This is a genomic window from Geosporobacter subterraneus DSM 17957 (assembly GCF_900142145.1).
Lineage (GTDB): Bacteria > Bacillota > Clostridia > Peptostreptococcales > Thermotaleaceae > Geosporobacter > Geosporobacter subterraneus.
In genome coordinates this window covers 1-14,780 of record NZ_FQZV01000032.1, presented here as the reverse complement: position 1 = coordinate 14,780, position 14,780 = coordinate 1, and the positions used below count along the sequence as shown (strand labels likewise).

Sequence of the window (14,780 nt, the reverse complement as noted above, 5' to 3'; positions counted from 1 at the left end):
AGATGGGGGGGATTATTTTGGGGTCGTATTATTTATCATTGTAGTGAATATTTTGTTGTTTTTGTTGTATGATGTAATCTTCTACAGGATCGGAATTAGCAGAAATTTATTCATTAACAGTACATTTTTTGGAACTACTACAGGATTTACCTTTCCATTCGTGGCTATTTATTATAGTCTTAAGAATGCAGTCATTCTATATTTTCTCATCCTTTGTGCTTTTTTATTTTTAATGAATAGTCACAAGTATGCCAGTATATTAGCAGGCAGCAGTTTGTTTATAATGGGAAATGCATTATTCAACAAGCAGGCACATTCAGGGTTAATGGCGATCATGCCGCCAGCAGAATCTTTACCTGCGGTGGAACCTATATTGCCAGTTGAGCCGGTTCAGCAGCAAAGTCAGATCCATGTAGAGGAACTTGAAGAGGACGAGGAAAGAGGCTTGCTCGGGGAATACTTTGATCCTGGGATTACATTGGCAGTATCTCCGAATCTGCTAGCGGAAGAGCCTTCTAAGTCGGTAGAAACCAAAATGGATGTACCATATTATATTGACAAAGCCTTTGAATATAAGAGACAGGGACGCAATGTAGAAGCATTGGAAAGCTTTATGCATATCCTGAAAAATTCAAAAGAAGCAAATACAAGATTTCTAAGCTGCATACATATTGCTGCTATCTATAGAGATATGGATCAGAAGCAACAGGCTCAGGACATACTGTACTACTTCATTAAAGATAACAAAAATGCAATTGACCTAGGTCTGCTGCGCCAGGCTGCAGCATTACTAAACAGCTGAACCAAACACAACAGGAGGGAAAACCATGAAGAGCTTGAAAGAAATTGTCAATCTTCCCATTATAAGTGTATTCGAAGGACAAGAAGTAGGGAAAATAAAAAGTGTAGTAATCGATCCGGAAGATGGAACGGTTCAATATTTTGTAGTAGATGACAAGTCAATGTTCCAAATCAAAGTTGTCCCAATGAGTAAGATTATGGGAATCGGTGATGAGGCTTTGATGATTGAAACTGCTGGTCTGCTGATGGATGCACAACAGGAGCCAAAGGTTGTAGATCTTTTGAACAAGAATGTTGGGGTAGTAAATAGCAAGGTATTTACCAAAAAGGGCAAAAACCTTGGTCAGATTCGAGAAATATTTATCAATGACGAATCGGGAAAAATTATTGGTTGTGAAATAGAAAACATGGGGCAGACCAAGTTCTTTGACTCCCGTTCTATCATTACCTACGGCAAGGAAGTAACAATTGTTGAGCATGAGCTTCAGGATCAGTTAAAGGAATCTCTTGCGGCAATATTAAATGGTGCTCAAGCGGAAGCGGCTAATCCTATAGGGGAAGAAACCTCATCAGCTACCACAGAAGCCTTTCAGAAAAAGCAACGGGAGTATCTGATCGGACGAGAGGTATCAAAGAACATTATGGATGGAGAAATTCTGTTGGCTTATGAAGGTGAAATGATCACTGAAGAGCTGATCCATAAGATGGAGAGCGCCGGAAAGTTCTTAGAATTAACATTACATGTAAAATAACGGGCTAGGGCTGTCTTTGTTTCACAAGATGGTCCTTTTTTTGTGCGAAAAACTTTTAAAGCGTGAAGGATAATTTATCAGATTATTGAGGAAAAATAAAGAAAGATAGGTTATAATTTTAGTAGAATAATGGTACAAATAATTCTGAATAACAAGGAGTCCTTCATGAATATACCGAATATTTTAACGGCTCTTCGATTTCTGCTTATACCTGCATTTGTTTATATCTTTTATTCTGGATCTGATGAAAGTATTATTCAAGCCTTTTATGTGTTTGCACTGGCAGGGGTTACCGATATCCTAGACGGTTATATTGCAAGAAAGTATAATAGCATTACTAAGTGGGGCCAAGCCATGGACCCCTTAGCGGATAAACTGATGCAGTTAACGGTGCTGGCTTGTTTGACCCACCGCCAATATATTCCCTTGTGGGTAATTTTAATTATTGGGGCGAAGGAAACCTTGCTGATTATCGGTGCACTGGCATTATATTATCATGGAAACAAGCGGGTGATTCCCTCTAATAGCTTCGGAAAGACGGCTACAGTGTTTTTTTATGGAGCCATCTTTGCAGTGGTATTTCAGATGCCTTATCATATTGTTTGGGTTGCAGCAGCAGTGGCATTAACACTGATGGCACTTATAAAATATATCATTGGATTTAAAAAGCTTCACAATAAAAATTTTACCGGGTAAGTCTTGACTTTTGCATAATATGGGATATAATGATGAAAAATGAATATTACTGGATGTGTTGAGGAAGAGGAGTAGCCAATTATCTGCCTCCAGAGAGAGAAATCCAAGGCTGAGAGGTTTCTCGGTAAGAATTGTCGAAGGTAGCTTCAGAGCAGCTGAGTTGAGAAAGAATCCATGTAGATTCAGCCGGGTAATTCCGATAAAGATTATGAAGCGCCGACTGTTTGTCGGAATTAAGGTGGTACCGCGAAACGACTCTTTCGTCCTTAAATTGGGATGAAGGAGTTTTTTTATTTGAAAAAGTGAGGTGATAGGGTGTTCCAAGTGGGTATGGTGCTGCTGCTTTTAGGGGGTTTTTGCATTTATAAAAGTCCCTGGATTCTCAGACATATGAATAGAAATGATACCCAAGGGGTCATCATGGTCAAAATGATTGGAATGCTTTTAGCCTTTCTGGCTTTTTGGCTGATTCTTTCTGGAGAAATTCCGCAGTCAATGAAGTTTATACGAATATTTCATAGATGGAGAGGAGTGCTGTAATGTCAGCGAAAAACTTAGAAAAAACCTATAATCCCCAAGAATTTGAAAAGAAGGTATATGAGAGCTGGATGGAAAAGGGCTATTTCCATGCAGAGGTAAATCCGGAGAAAACACCCTATACCATCGTGCTGCCCCCGCCTAATATCACAGGACAGCTGCACATGGGACATGCATTGGATCATACGCTGCAGGATATTTTGATCCGTTGGAAGCGGATGCAGGGCTACGAGGCACTTTGGCTTCCTGGGACGGATCATGCCAGTATTGCCACGGAAGTAAAGGTTGTTGAAAAAATTCAAAAAGAAGAGGGGCTAAGCAAGCAAGAGGTTGGAAGAGATGGATTTTTGCAAAGGGCTTGGGCTTGGAAGGATGAATACGGTGGAAAAATCGTAGAGCAGATGAAAAAGCTGGGAAATTCCTGTGACTGGGAACGAGAACGGTTTACCATGGATGAGGGCTGCAGCCAAGCTGTAACTGAAGTTTTTATAAGATTATATGAAAAAGGATATATTTACCGCGGAAATAGATTGATCAACTGGTGTCCTGATTGTAAAACCTCCCTGTCTGATGCAGAGGTTGAGCATGAGGAAAAGCAAGGGCATTTCTGGCATATCAAATACCCTGTAAAGGATTCTGATGAATATATTGAGATTGCCACTACAAGACCGGAAACGATGCTGGGAGATACAGCTGTAGCAGTTCACCCGGAGGATGAACGTTACAATCATCTTATCGGGAAAACGCTGATTTTACCAATTGTGAACAGGGAAATTCCGGTGATCGCCGATGATTATGTTGATCGAGAGTTTGGAACTGGAGCCGTAAAGATTACTCCTGCCCATGATCCCAATGATTTTGAGATAGGGGTGCGCCATAGTTTGCCCCAGATTACTGTAATGAATGATGATGCCACTATGAACGAACATGCAGGAAAGTATGCAGGAATGGATCGTTATGCGTGCAGAAAAGAATTGGTTAAGGATTTGCAGGATCAGGGATATCTGATGTCTATCAAAGAGCATCAGCACAATGTAGGAATATGCTACCGGTGCAGTACTGTAGTAGAGCCTAGACTTTCGGACCAATGGTTTGTACAAATGGATGAACTGGCAAAGCCTGCTATAGAAGCAGTACAAAAAGGTATTATTAAATTTGTACCGGAGCGCTTTAGCAAGACCTATCTTCACTGGCTGGAAAATATAAAAGATTGGTGCATCTCCAGACAGCTATGGTGGGGACATCGTATACCGGCTTATTACTGTCAGGATTGCGGAGAAATTATTGTAGCTGCTAAAGCGCCTGAAAGCTGTACAAAATGCAGCAGCTATCAGTTTAAGCAGGATGAGGATGTATTGGATACGTGGTTTAGTTCTGCCCTATGGCCTTTCTCGACTTTGGGCTGGCCAGAGAATACAGCTGAGCTCAAGTATTTCTATCCTACAGATGTTTTGGTAACAGGCTACGATATTATTTTCTTCTGGGTTGTACGAATGGCTTTTTCCGGTCTGGAACAGATGAATGAGATTCCTTTTAAATATGTTTTTGTTCATGGATTGGTAAGAGATGCCCAAGGAAGAAAAATGAGCAAATCCCTAGGCAATGGTATTGATCCGCTGGATATTATCGAACAGTATGGTGCCGACGCACTGCGGATGACCCTTGCTACCGGAAACAGTCCTGGAAATGATATGCGTTTCTATATGGAACGGGTGGAAGCCAGCCGAAACTTTGCCAATAAGCTTTGGAACGCCACAAGATTTGTATTGATGAACCTGGAAGATGCAAATCTTGATGCGGATCAGGCTATGACAAACCTAACCCTGGCGGATCAGTGGATTCTATCCAGAATGAACCGGGTTGCCAAAGAAATCACAGATAATCTGGATAAATTTGAATTGGGAATGGCCGTACAAAAAGTTTATGATTTTACCTGGAGTGAATACTGCGACTGGTATATTGAGTTAGTAAAGCCACGCTTATATGGGGAAGATATGATTTCAAAGAAAACTGCCCTTTATGTTCTCACGCTGGTACTGGAGAATATACTCAAGCTCCTGCATCCATTTATGCCGTTTATCACAGAGGAGATTTGGCAGCATTTGCCCACGACCAAAGAAGACAGCATCATGATCGCCTCATGGCCAAAATCTGATGATCGGTTAGATTTTACAGCCCAGGAGCAGGCAATGGATTTAGTAATGGAGGCTATCCGCAGCATAAGAAATATTCGTGCAGAGATGAATGTAGTGCCCTCAAGAAAAGCGAAAGTAATCCTTGCTGCATCAGAGGGCAGTGCTCATGCATCTATGGAAATGGGGAAAAACTACTTTGTGACTTTAGCCGGGGCTTCAGAGGTAGTACTGCAGAAGGATAAAAAGGATATCCCGGAGGATGCGGTATCGGCTATCGTTCCTGGGGTAGAAATCTTCTTGCCTTTAGATGATCTGGTGGATTTTGATAAGGAAATAGAGCGGCTGGAGAAGGAAAGAGTTAAGCTGGAGGGCGAGTTAAAGCGAGTAACGGGTAAGCTGTCCAATGAAGGTTTCCTTGCCAAGGCTCCCGCTTCCTTGATTGAGGAAGAAAAGGGCAAGCAGGCTTCCTATCAGCAGATGATGGATAAGGTATTGGAAAGAATTAAGACAATGAAAAGCAGGAAAAAATAGTATGAACGGAAGACTGGAATAAATATAGGGGACGACCCATTTGTCGTCCCGAAAAAAAGGGCAGACACATGGGTCTGCCCCTACATAAATAGGTTGTATTTCTAAGGCAAAGATTAATAAAATACAGGGGGCGTCAATGATGAACTATCAAGAGGCATTAGATTATATTTCCAGTGTTTATAAATTTGGCAGTAAGCTGGGTCTGGAGAACATCAAATATCTATTAAATCTAATGGGTAATCCCCATGAAGGCCTAAAGGTAATCCATGTAGCAGGAACCAATGGCAAGGGGTCTACCTCTTCCTTCATAAGTGCTGTATTGGTTGAACAAGGGTATAAGGTAGGGTTATATACCTCTCCCTTCTTAGAAGAATTTACAGAGAGAATTCGCGTGAACGGAGAGAATATACCAAAAAAGGAACTGGCAGAAATTACGGCCTTCACGAAAGAGAAGGTGGAACAAATGCTGGCAGATGGCATGAATCATCCTACAGAATTTGAAGTAGTTACGGCCATCGGTTTTGAATACTTTAAGCGTCAGAAGGTGGATTATCTTGTGCTGGAGGTAGGTCTTGGAGGACGTGGAGATTCTACCAATGTAATTGATGACCCCCTTGTATCTGTGATCACCCCCATTGACTTTGACCATGTGGAATATCTGGGAAATACTTTAGATAAGATAGCCTATGAGAAGGCAGGCATCATTAAGAAAAACAGTTTTGTAGTTTCTTATCCACAAAAAGAAGAAGCGATGAAGGTGATCGAGGAGGTTTGTGTACAGCAGCATGCAAAGCTTAGCGTTGCTGCCATTGACCGTATAGAGCTGTTGGAGTATGACGAGGAAGGCCAGCGGTTTCATACCTACTGTGGGGAAGAGAAGTTTGAAAATCTATCCATAGCCCTTTTGGGGGAACATCAAACACAAAATGCCACCGTTGCCTTAACAGCATTAAAAGTTCTGATGGAAGAACATCAGATTGATATTTCGCAGGAGGCTATGTACACGGGCTTTAAAAAGACTGTTTGGCCCGGGCGGTTGGAAATCATGAAGAAAAATCCTACTGTGCTTATTGATGGAGCGCACAATATCCATGGCATCCGGGCCCTAAAAAAAGCCTTAACGAAGCTTTATGCCCAAAAAAGGTTGATTCTGGTTATCGCCATCTTAGGGGATAAGGATGTAAGCGGTATGTTAAGTGAAATAATCCCTCTTGCAGATCAGGTGGTGCTTACACAGCCCAACAATGAAAGAGCACTGCCTGTGGATAGATTGGAAGAGAGAGTCAGACCTTACCAAAAGCCTGTTCGAAAGGAAGCAGAAATACCAAAGGCAGTAGAAGCTGCTTTTGAATTGGCCCATGAAGAAGATGTGATTGTCTTCTGCGGATCTCTTTATATGATCGGAGATGTAAGAACAATTTTGCGTCACAGAAAACCCTAGGGGCAGATCCATAGACGTAAATTAACCCATAATTTGTCATCCTGAAGGGAGAAAAACGGAGTCGAAGGATCTTTAAGCTAGAGATATATTCTGATAATCAAAAGTAATCTTGCTTATGTTCTATAAGATTATTGGCTAACGCTCAGAATGACATGCTTCTAAGGGCAATTTCGAAATATTTAGATTAGGTTGACGCCTATTAGATATATGATCTTTAATTAAATCACTTAGGCGTTTATCTATATCTATGGAAAGCTTGTCATATTATTCTTCTTGTCATATTATTCTTTTGAATGCATATATTTAGAAATATATGTGAATGGGGGAAGTAAGATGACAGTGATCTTATTCAGGCCCTTTAAGAGAATGGATGATGAAGAGCTAATACAAGAGATCTATAAGACTTTCGAGCTCCTTAAGGATCAGCCGGGGGATAGAGAATATTTTCAATTGTGTGATCAGCTGGTCAGAGAAGCAAAGATTCGAGAATTGGAGTGTCCAAAGGATATCCTTCTCGACCGGATTCTCTACCGATAGAATCATTTACTTTTAGAAAGTTATATAGGAGCCAACAGTGTTCGCCCGCTTACAAAGCAAACAATAGACGCCAGGATATATGTTCTGGCGTTTATTAATTTTCAAAAACATCTCACATCAATAAGGAAAGTGCATATGATGATAATAAATTGATTTTAGTATGAAACTGTCTTTTCTGCGAGGTGATGGGATGGGAAATGACATGGAAAACAAAGTTTATATTTGTAATACAGGAGAAGATTCTATTTCGATTGTAGATTTAAACAGCTTCCTTCAAATTGGGAAGATGGAGCTTCAACAAGGCATCAATTTGAGCGGTATTCGAAAGCCAACCCTAGGGCCTCACCATATGGTAATTGACCATAATCAACAGTATCTTTATACTTCAAATTCACATAACTCTACCATTAGTGTGATCGATCTTATCAAAAAAAAGATCGTTGATGATATAGGTGTGGGCAGCTGTCCTACTCATTTGCAGATATGTAACAAAAATAAGACCCTTTATGTAGTCAACAGTGACTCTAATTCAGTTACAGCTATTGACTTGGAAACAAGAGCACCAATAGCGCAGATTCCCGTGGGTGCCATGCCTCACGATGTAAAACTGAGCATAGATGGACAAAAGCTTTATGTAGTAAATGTAGAGGCCCATTCTTTAACTGTAATTGATACATCCAGCAATGAACAAGATAAAACCATCATTACACCTCCCCATCCCTATCATATTACCCTCAGCCAAGATGGAAAACTGCTTTATATTATCAATACGGGCTATCCGTTAATGGAGGCAGGAAGTATAACGGTAGTTGAGTCAGGCACCTATCAGATCATGGATAGAATCTTTGTGGGCAAAATGCCTATGGATGCTGTCATCGGCCACCAGGGGCTCTATTTGTATATTGCTGATGCCGAGATGAATGCAGTGAGTGTTTTAGAAATTCAAAGCCAAAAACTAATCCATCAAATCAGTGTGGGAAGGATGCCAGGATGTATTGCTAGGAGTGAAAATGGAAAGTATTTACTCACAACGAATATTCAGGATAATACCCTCTCTGTAATAGATCAAGCGGAACTGAAGCTTGCAGCAATAATTCCTGTAGGCATTGAACCCAACGGAATTCTGTGTATATAAAAGTCCTTTATTTTATAAAATAAAGGACTTTTATTGGATAAGAAGGTGTATGATTTCTCCATAAAGCTTAGGTGCTTCCCGCTTCCATTTATCACAAATTTCTTTTGCATATTTGTTGGATACAACATTAAGCTTTAAATCAATAAGGGTGATGTCATTTTCTATTACTTTCAGATCTACAATATATTCGCTCTCTTTCTTCTTTGTGTAGTCCGCCAGTATCTGCATTTCTTTCAAAAGTACTTGCTTTTTCATTTCTACCGCTTGATCCAAAGTAGCCGTCAGGGTGGAAGAAAGGCGGTCGCTAAAGAACTGGAGAGTGTTTTTGCCCTTTTCTGTGATTAAATAAAAATAGTTTCCTTCACTTTCGCTATACTCCAGCATACTGGAGGATACCAACTCACCGAGATACTGCTGCAGCAGAAAATAATTCATATAGTCTTTTTCCATAACAAACTGAGTAAGCTGTGTATTGGTTAAAGGAATTTCAAAACGATCTAGTATATATAACAACAAAAGCTTATGTTCAGCCAATTGCTGCGTATTATTATAAAACATTTTCTCACCCGCTTTTTTAGATAATCTATAGGCTGTATTTTGTTTCCGTCACTTATTTTGATTATAGCATACAAAATGGTTTTTGAATCATAAAAATTAAAAGGAGAAAGGGTTGAACCTTTCTCCTTTTAATTTATTGAAATTATTTTCCAGATAGACTTCTTTCAGCTGTTTCAACTAATCGTTTAGTCATATAACCGCCAACATATCCGTTTTGTCGTGCAGTTAAATTTCCTTTATCTATTGTTTCATAGTTAGTGATTCCAAGTTCTCCAGCAATTTCAAGCTTCATTTGATTCAATGCTGCTCTAGCTTCGGGTACAACAGCTCTGTTTCTGCCTGCCATAAAATTTCCCTCCTAATTTTATTTATAGTTATTATTTGTTGCCAACATCTTTTGATGTTGTACTATTAATTTAACCACTGAAATATAGAAATATGTTAGTATATAATGTAATAAGGTATAATTTTTGGCTATATTGCATATGAATATTAAATTGACAAAAATTAACTTATGAACGTAATTGAGATAAGGTTAAGAACTAGGAGGAAAGGGTGAATGGATAAGTCTGTCCAATTGAAAGAAAAAATTTTAGAGTGGGGTGCTGCTAAAGTAGGATATGCAGATCTTACTAAGCTGTTGCCGGAAGAATATGCTCATCTAAAAACCGGCATTTCTATTGCCATCAGGTTGTCCGATGAAATCATTAGTCAGATTCATGGAGCACCTACTCACACCTACTTTCATCATTATAGAACGGTAAATGCATTTATTGACCAAATCACCTTCAAGATCGCTGCGGTACTTCAGCAGGATGGATATTTAGCTATGCCGATTGCAGCTTCCCAATCGGTAAATATCGATGGCAAGAGCTATAGGGGTGTGTTTCCGCATAAAACAGTGGCTACAAGGGCGGGCTTGGGCTGGATTGGTAAAAGTGCCTGCCTGATTACTCCAGAATTTGGTCCGCGGATACGGTTAGGTACTGTTTTAACCGATTGGGAACCAGTCTATGACGATCCTATCAATGCATCTCAATGTGGCAATTGCAGGAAGTGTGTGGAAAATTGCCCTGCTTTGGCTATCCAGGGAAATCAGTGGGAACCTGGGATAGCAAGAGAGGAACTTTTTGATGCTAAAGCCTGTAGTACCCATATGCATCAGCATTATCAGCATATAGGAAGGGGTTCTGTTTGTGGTGTTTGCATAAAATCTTGTCCCATGGGAAAAAAAGTGATAAAAAGATAGGGTAGATTGCTCTACCCTATGTTAGCTTTCGATTCATCTTTATTTTTACATCTTTCCGGATTCCATGGGTATGACCGCTTTCCAGCTGTGCTTTTTGAGACTTTGCTTCTTTATGAAAATGTCTGTCTTCTATTTTGAAGGTTCTTCTGCCTAATTCAGTTCTTTCGCCTTTTACTGTCGTATATTGGCTTCTGATGATAGACAAAGGCAAACACTTCCTTTCTTTGGACTTTAAATGATGGAATCCTTCTTGATTAGTATGGGTGAAGAACGCATAAAATATGCTTGCAACAAAGCTTCATGGAATTAATTGCCATTTTATTTATTTTAGGATCAGCTAGTGTAACTGATAAAGCTGATATATAATGAATTTTAGAACAAGTCATTGAAGGGGGGCACATATATGACAAAAGCAAAATTAATCGCAGTAGCTATGGCGGCAATGATTGGCTTCACTGGATGTAATAGCTCTGCTTCGCAGCATACTGCAAAAGAGCTGGATAAGCCAGTAGTTCAGGAGGTTTTAGCTTTTGAGGAGGCAAAGCCTCAAGAACCAATAGAGGAGATTGATTTACAGCAGGTGAAACCCAATGAAGCGGGACAGATTATGGTATTGATGTATCATCATATTGCTCAGCCTGAGGCTGAATGGGCAAGGACTCCGGAGAACTTTAGAAAGGATTTAGAGGTTTTATATAAAAAAGGCTACCGACCCATTTCTTTGAAGGATTATGTTACGGGGAATATTCATACTGAAGCAGGCTATACGCCCATTGTTTTGACCTTTGATGATGGAAGACAAAATAACTTTAATATGTTGCAGAAGGAAAAGGGAGAATGGGTTATTGATCCTGATTGTGCCGTAGGGATATTAGAGAAATTTCATCAGGAGCATCCTGATTTTCCATTAAAAGCAACCTTTTTTATCAATGACAACGTACCCTTCGGACAGAAGGAGCATTTAGAATTTAAATTAAAATACTTAGCAGAAAAGGGAATGGAAATAGGGAATCATACTGCCACCCATGTAGACTTTACAAAAGCGGATCAGGATAGGATTCAGAAGGAATTAGCAGGAATCGTGAACCTGGTAAATGCATTCTTGCCTGATTATACTGTGGATACTCTGGCACTGCCCTTTGGATCGAAGCCGAAGGACAAGAGTCTCACGACCTACTTAGAAAAGGGGGTATATGAAGGAACTGCTTATCACAACATCGCTATTCTAGAGGTAGGCTGGGATCCTTATAAATCTCCCTATCACAGGGATTTTAATCCACTGGCTATACACCGTGTGCGTGCCAGTGATTTAGAAAAGTATGTAAAAGGGGTAGGGCTGTATGACTGGCTTGAGCAATTTGAAAAGGGAAGCCGCATTCGTTATATATCTGACGGTGATCCTAATACCGTAACAGTACCGGAGCAGTTTCAGGATATACTGGATGCAGACAAGGTAGGAGAACGAAGCATCCGTACCTATACCCTCAATGAATAAGCAATAATAAGATAGCCTTAAGGCTATCTTATTATTTTTTTTGATAAAGTAACCAAACCAGACAAAAATGGCAGCAGAAGTATCACTGTCAGTACGTTAAAGAGGGTGTGGGCATTGGCAATTTGCCGTACTACGAGATTTGGAGAAAGCTTTGTAACCCATATAGCCATCCAACCCATGAAGGGAAATAGTATAAGGGTTCCTAAAAGGTTAAAAAGCAGATGGATGAGGGCAGCCCTTTTGCCATTTTTATCGCTGGATATGCTGGAAAGCAATGTAGTGACGCAGGTGCCTATATTTTGACCCATAAGGATAGGCAGGGCTTGCGAAAGACTAATGAGACCTTGATAAGACAACCCTTGTAGGATAGCAATTCCCGTGCTGCTGCTTTGAATGATTCCTGTTGTTAGGGCCCCTAGAAGAACCCCCAGCAGCTGATGGTCTCCCACGGAAAACAGCATGTGCTGAAAACCCAATAGATTTTTTAATGGATAGAGGGACACCACCATAACCCGTATCCCTAAAAACAGTAAAGAGAAACCGATTAGAAACCTGCCAAGTTCACGCATGATTGACGTGAGCTTTAAATGATACAATAAAATCCCCAAAAATAAAAGATGGGGGATAAATACAAAAAAATCATAGCTGATTAACTGTGCAGTGACGGTCGTGCCAATATTTGCTCCCATGATTACTGCTGCTGCCTGATATAAATCTAATACCCCGCCATTGACAAGGCTCACCACCATTACCGTTGTACCACTGCTGCTTTGTGTAAGGGCAGTGACCAAAGCGCCGCAAAGAACGCCTATCACAGGATTCGTGGTGAAGGTAGATAAAACAAACTTCAACCTTTTGGTAGCAAGGGATAGAACCCCGTCAGACATCATATTCATACCGAGAAATAAGATTGAAATTCCTGCTAATGCACCTGCAATAATTTTTAGGAGCATACTATTTCCTCCCTATAGCATTGTCACTAATATGTTATATTTGTTTTTACAGGGGAATATGCTGAGAAGATTAAATATTTTCAGGAATATCAGGACAATTTTCGAATAAATTTAATATATAGTAGAGATGTGTGTACAGAAAGGGGGACAAAGGGATGAGAATTATCATCATTCGCAAAAAAGTATTATTAGGTCTACTGATATTTTCTGTAGTATTCGGTGCAACGCTAGTGTATTCTAAGGGTATGGGAAATCATATTCTCAGCGTTATGAATAAAGATAAGCTGCTGCCGATCTACTGTGTAGATGCGGAGGAAAAAAAGGTAGCTATCAGCTTTGATGCTGCATGGGGAGATCAGTTTACAGATGGCATATTGAAAATACTAGATCGATATAATGTAAAGGCCACTTTCTTTTTAGTGGGTTTTTGGGTAGATAAGTATCCGGATATGGTTAAAAAAATCCACGAGAAGGGGCATGATGTGGAGAATCACTCTACAACCCACCCCCATATGTCAAAACTGTCTGCTGAACAAATTGCCCATGAACTCAACACAACCAGCGATAAAATAGAAAACCTGACAGGGGTGAGACCTACTCTATTCAGGCCTCCCTTTGGGGATTATAGCAACAAGGTGATAGAGACCATTACGGCGAACCATCATTATGTGATTCAATGGGATGTGGATTCGTTGGATTGGAAGGAGTTAGGTGCACAGCCTGTGGTAGATCGTGTTACGAGAAATGTCAAGAAGGGTTCTATAGTATTATTCCATAACAATGCGAAATATGTGCTGGAGTACTTGCCTTTGGTAATAGAACGCCTCCAAAAACAAGGATATGAAATTGTTCCGATTTCCCAGTTAATCATGAAGGAAAACTATTATATTGACCATACAGGAATGCAGAGAAAAATGAATAATTCCCAGTAATTGGGAGAACTAGAATGTCTTGAAAAATAATTTTTCCATATAAACAAAAATTTCAAGTTGACAGGTAACGCATAATTCTATAAAATCATGTATAAACATAATATTGTTAAGTGCAAAGATAGAGAATAGTAAAGATGTGATGTTTCACAGAAAGCGGATTATGGATGAGAGATCTGCAAACTAGCTTCTTGAACCCGCTCTGGAGCATATGACGAGCAAGTCAATACGTTGATCACGTTACGATTATGAAAGTGAGCCGAGTTCGGCTAATTAGGGTGGTACCGCGGGTAACTCTCGTCCCTTCATAGGGATGGGAGTTTTTTTATTGTCAAAAAATGTTTTTTAGAAAAGTTCATTGTAAAATGCCGGCAAACAATGAGTTTTTGGAATAATACTAAAAAAATCAATCGAAGGAGGGTTTTTATGAGTCAACAAAAAGAGCAATGGGGAAGCCGATGGGGCTTTATTGCAGCTTCTATCGGTATGGCAATCGGTACGGGGAATGTTTGGAGATTCCCGAGGGTAGCTGCAGCCAATGGAGGAGGACCCTTTATCATCGCATGGACGATTGCCCTATTTGTTTGGGTACTGCCACTTCTGATGGGCGAGATGGTAATGGGGCGCCGTACAGGATTGGGTACCATCGGTGCATTCAGAGACTACATGGGTAAGAAATATACCTGGATGGGTACCTGGATCGCAGCAGTCTGCTTATTGATTATGTTCTACTACTCCGTAATTATGGGCTGGTGTGTGAAGTACTTTACATTAGCGTTGTCTGGTGCCTTCCAGCCGGGAATGGGAACAGAAGCAACCCAGGCGATTTGGAACACCTTCACTACAACACCGTCACAGACCATATTCTTTCATTTTATCTCAATGGGTATCGCTGGAATTATCATTTATAAAGGAGTTACAAACGGGATAGAAAAAGCAAGCAAAGTCATGATCCCTACCCTATTTGCATTATTACTCATCGCATTACTAAGAGCAATTACACTGCCGGGAGCAGCAAAGGGATTAGAATT

Annotated in this window: 16 protein-coding genes and 2 other annotated features; of the genes, 12 read left to right on the top strand and 4 right to left on the bottom strand. The window is 40.2% G+C overall.

The window, feature by feature from the left end; translation table 11 throughout:
- Nucleotides 1–274 precede the first annotated feature (274 nt).
- From BUB56_RS12130 to BUB56_RS12095, 8 genes are all read left to right on the top strand, one after another.
- Complete coding sequence (locus BUB56_RS12130; protein ID WP_190014471.1) at nucleotides 275–802, top strand: hypothetical protein; 528 nt, start codon at nucleotides 275–277, stop codon at nucleotides 800–802.
- A 25-nt stretch (nucleotides 803–827) separates the two neighbouring features.
- On the top strand, nucleotides 828–1,553 hold the full coding sequence (locus tag BUB56_RS12125; protein ID WP_110941581.1) for a PRC-barrel domain-containing protein: 726 nt from the start codon (nucleotides 828–830) through the stop codon (nucleotides 1,551–1,553).
- A gap of 165 nt (nucleotides 1,554–1,718) precedes the next feature.
- Nucleotides 1,719–2,249, top strand: a complete 531-nt coding sequence (gene pgsA, locus BUB56_RS12120; RefSeq protein WP_110941580.1) for a CDP-diacylglycerol--glycerol-3-phosphate 3-phosphatidyltransferase — start codon at nucleotides 1,719–1,721, stop codon at nucleotides 2,247–2,249.
- Nucleotides 2,250–2,298: 49 nt separating this feature from the next.
- Nucleotides 2,299–2,520 (top strand) — a binding site (T-box leader).
- A 44-nt stretch (nucleotides 2,521–2,564) separates the two neighbouring features.
- Nucleotides 2,565–2,789, top strand: coding sequence for a hypothetical protein (locus BUB56_RS12115; RefSeq protein WP_190014469.1), 225 nt, complete (start codon nucleotides 2,565–2,567; stop codon nucleotides 2,787–2,789).
- On the top strand, nucleotides 2,789–5,452 hold the full coding sequence (locus BUB56_RS12110) for a valine--tRNA ligase (protein ID WP_110941578.1): 2,664 nt from the start codon (nucleotides 2,789–2,791) through the stop codon (nucleotides 5,450–5,452). The genes BUB56_RS12115 and BUB56_RS12110 overlap by 1 nt, the downstream gene beginning before the upstream one ends.
- Nucleotides 5,453–5,591: 139 nt before the next feature.
- The gene (locus BUB56_RS12105; RefSeq protein WP_110941577.1) at nucleotides 5,592–6,893 is read left to right on the top strand and encodes a bifunctional folylpolyglutamate synthase/dihydrofolate synthase; all 1,302 of its coding nucleotides are present in this window, start codon (nucleotides 5,592–5,594) and stop codon (nucleotides 6,891–6,893) included.
- 333 nt (nucleotides 6,894–7,226) lie between these two features.
- Nucleotides 7,227–7,430 carry a hypothetical protein gene (locus BUB56_RS12100; RefSeq protein WP_110941576.1) on the top strand — a complete coding sequence of 68 codons (204 nt, stop codon included), beginning with the start codon at nucleotides 7,227–7,229 and terminating at the stop codon, nucleotides 7,428–7,430.
- Nucleotides 7,431–7,632: 202 nt separating this feature from the next.
- Complete coding sequence (locus BUB56_RS12095) at nucleotides 7,633–8,565, top strand: YncE family protein (protein ID WP_190014467.1); 933 nt, start codon at nucleotides 7,633–7,635, stop codon at nucleotides 8,563–8,565.
- Between the two features lie 30 nt (nucleotides 8,566–8,595).
- On the opposite strand, the gene BUB56_RS12090 is transcribed toward BUB56_RS12095, so the two are convergent.
- Nucleotides 8,596–9,123: a DUF4364 family protein gene (locus BUB56_RS12090; RefSeq protein WP_110941574.1), complete on the bottom strand. Its 528-nt coding sequence runs from the start codon at nucleotides 9,121–9,123 to the stop codon at nucleotides 8,596–8,598.
- A gap of 142 nt (nucleotides 9,124–9,265) precedes the next feature.
- Nucleotides 9,266–9,469 carry an alpha/beta-type small acid-soluble spore protein gene (locus BUB56_RS12085; protein ID WP_110941573.1) on the bottom strand — a complete coding sequence of 68 codons (204 nt, stop codon included), beginning with the start codon at nucleotides 9,467–9,469 and terminating at the stop codon, nucleotides 9,266–9,268.
- A 213-nt stretch (nucleotides 9,470–9,682) separates the two neighbouring features.
- Here BUB56_RS12085 and BUB56_RS12080 point away from each other — a divergent pair, with 213 nt between their 5' ends.
- Entirely contained in the window at nucleotides 9,683–10,372 is a 690-nt protein-coding gene (locus BUB56_RS12080) for a 4Fe-4S double cluster binding domain-containing protein (RefSeq protein WP_110941572.1), read from the top strand.
- A 16-nt stretch (nucleotides 10,373–10,388) separates the two neighbouring features.
- Here BUB56_RS12080 and BUB56_RS12075 read toward each other — a convergent pair whose 3' ends face one another.
- Nucleotides 10,389–10,577: a hypothetical protein gene (locus tag BUB56_RS12075; protein ID WP_110941571.1), complete on the bottom strand. Its 189-nt coding sequence runs from the start codon at nucleotides 10,575–10,577 to the stop codon at nucleotides 10,389–10,391.
- A gap of 198 nt (nucleotides 10,578–10,775) precedes the next feature.
- Here BUB56_RS12075 and BUB56_RS12070 point away from each other — a divergent pair, with 198 nt between their 5' ends.
- Nucleotides 10,776–11,867 carry a polysaccharide deacetylase family protein gene (locus BUB56_RS12070; RefSeq protein WP_110941570.1) on the top strand — a complete coding sequence of 364 codons (1,092 nt, stop codon included), beginning with the start codon at nucleotides 10,776–10,778 and terminating at the stop codon, nucleotides 11,865–11,867.
- A 23-nt stretch (nucleotides 11,868–11,890) separates the two neighbouring features.
- Here the strand turns inward: BUB56_RS12070 and BUB56_RS12065 are convergent, their stop codons facing one another.
- A complete protein-coding gene (locus BUB56_RS12065; protein WP_110941569.1) occupies nucleotides 11,891–12,820 on the bottom strand; it encodes a Na/Pi cotransporter family protein in 930 nt (309 codons plus the stop codon).
- Nucleotides 12,821–12,975: 155 nt separating this feature from the next.
- Here BUB56_RS12065 and BUB56_RS12060 point away from each other — a divergent pair, with 155 nt between their 5' ends.
- The gene (locus BUB56_RS12060; protein ID WP_110941568.1) at nucleotides 12,976–13,752 is read left to right on the top strand and encodes a polysaccharide deacetylase family protein; all 777 of its coding nucleotides are present in this window, start codon (nucleotides 12,976–12,978) and stop codon (nucleotides 13,750–13,752) included.
- A gap of 106 nt (nucleotides 13,753–13,858) precedes the next feature.
- Nucleotides 13,859–14,057: a binding site (T-box leader), on the top strand.
- A 118-nt stretch (nucleotides 14,058–14,175) separates the two neighbouring features.
- Nucleotides 14,176–14,780: sodium-dependent transporter (locus BUB56_RS12055; protein WP_190014117.1), on the top strand; the 605-nt coding region annotated here is incomplete at its 3' end.